This window comes from Paraburkholderia sp., assembly GCF_036488505.1.
Lineage (GTDB): Bacteria > Pseudomonadota > Gammaproteobacteria > Burkholderiales > Burkholderiaceae > Paraburkholderia.
In genome coordinates, this window is sequence record NZ_DASXHN010000369.1 from 1 (window position 1) to 1,548 (window position 1,548).

The 1,548-nt window shown below is 68.9% G+C and carries 2 protein-coding genes; both read right to left on the bottom strand.

Annotated features, from left to right (window positions below):
* On the bottom strand, positions 1-563 hold a 563-nt coding region (locus VGH68_RS21735), incomplete at its 3' end, for a Kdo hydroxylase family protein (protein WP_331605771.1).
* Positions 564-659: 96 nt separating this feature from the next.
* Positions 660-1,548, bottom strand: an 889-nt coding sequence (gene waaC, locus VGH68_RS21740; RefSeq protein WP_331605773.1) for a lipopolysaccharide heptosyltransferase I, incomplete at its 5' end; no start/stop codon positions are given.

A 1,548-nucleotide genomic window follows, 5' to 3' on the forward strand; every position in this document is an offset into this window, starting at 1 on the left:
TTGATGCGCGGCAGGAAACGCTGCGCCATGTCTTCGAACGGCTCGCCGACGCGCCAGACACGCGGCGTGCCATGCGGATTGACGTTGGTGAACACGCGCAGAATGCGCTCGCCGTAATTCGGCCGCGACGGAAACGCATCGACGTGCAGACGGCTGTCGTCCTTGCGCCACGAGGTTTGGCGCGTTTCGACCTGATGCAGCCGCAGGCTGGTCGGCGCGACGCGCAGCTTGCCGTTGTACTCGGGAAAGAGCCCATCGACGAGCGTGCGCGCATTCGCCTGATAACGCGCGATCAATGCGCGCACCGCCGATTGCGTGACCGCGTCGCCGGCCACGCCGTGCAGCGCGCTGCCGTTCGGCTCGAGGCTGATGTTCTTGCGATTGGGGTCGGCGATCGCGGGGTCGAGCAGCGCCTGCTCGCCGCCTTCGATCGCGAAGCGCAGGTTCGGGAAGTACAGCACTTTGCCGCGCTCGACGCCGGCGAGCAGCGTCTCGCGGGGCACGGCGAGATGGCGGCCGTGCCAGTCGGCGGTCGCTACTTCGATGATCTGGGTTTCGTTCATGGTCGCCTTGGGAACGGAAGGTGCGCAACGCGAAGCGCGCCGGCGAATTGCCGCGGATCAGCGGACCGGCTTGAGCCGGCCTGCAGCAGACGCGGGCTACAGCAAGCCAAAAGAGGCCAGCGCCGACTTCACCTGTTGCAGCGTCGGCGGCTGCCCGGCCGCGCCGAGATTGACGACGTTCGGCGACCAATAGCCGCCCGTGCGCCATGCAGTCGAGAAATTGTACAACTCGACCGTCGGCCGCTTCAGCGCCGCCGCGATGTGGATTAGGCCTGTGTCGACCCCGACCGTCGCGGCGGCGCTGTCGATCAGGCCGACCACCGCCGCGAGCGACAGCTTCGGCGGCACGATGGCGGCCGCGCCGAACTCGTTCGCGAGCCGCTCGCTGGTCGCGCGCTCGGCGTCGCTGCCCCACGGCAGCACGATCGACGCCCCGCGCCGCACCAGCGACTGGCCGAGTTCGATCCAGGCGGTCTCCGGCCATTGCTTGTCGGCGCGTGAGGTTGCGTGCACGAACACGACGTAAGGCACCGGCAGGTTCAGATTCGCCTGCGATAGCGCGAGCGCCGCGCGCCCCGTATCGATGCCGAAGTCGATGTCATCGGTCGGCTGCGGCGGCGGGTCGTTCAGCGCCGCGGCCACCAATTGGCGCGTGCGTTCGACCACGTGCGTGCGCGGCTCGATCGGCACGCGCCGTTGATAGAAGAAGCGCACCGGCCATTCGTAGCCGGCGCCGTCGGTGCGGTTGCCGAGGCCCACCAGCGGCCCGCGCGCGAGGCTCGCGACCCACGCGGTCTTGATGAGCCCCTGGCAGTCGATCACGAGATCGTAGTGCTCGGCGGCGAGCGCGCGGCGGAACGCGCCGATTTCACGCCAGTTGTCGACCGACAGGATGCGTTTGCGCCAGCGCCGCAGCGAGACCGGAATCGCGCGCCGTACGCCGGTGACGAGCTCGACGAGCCCGGCGAAGCTTTCCTCGACGAGC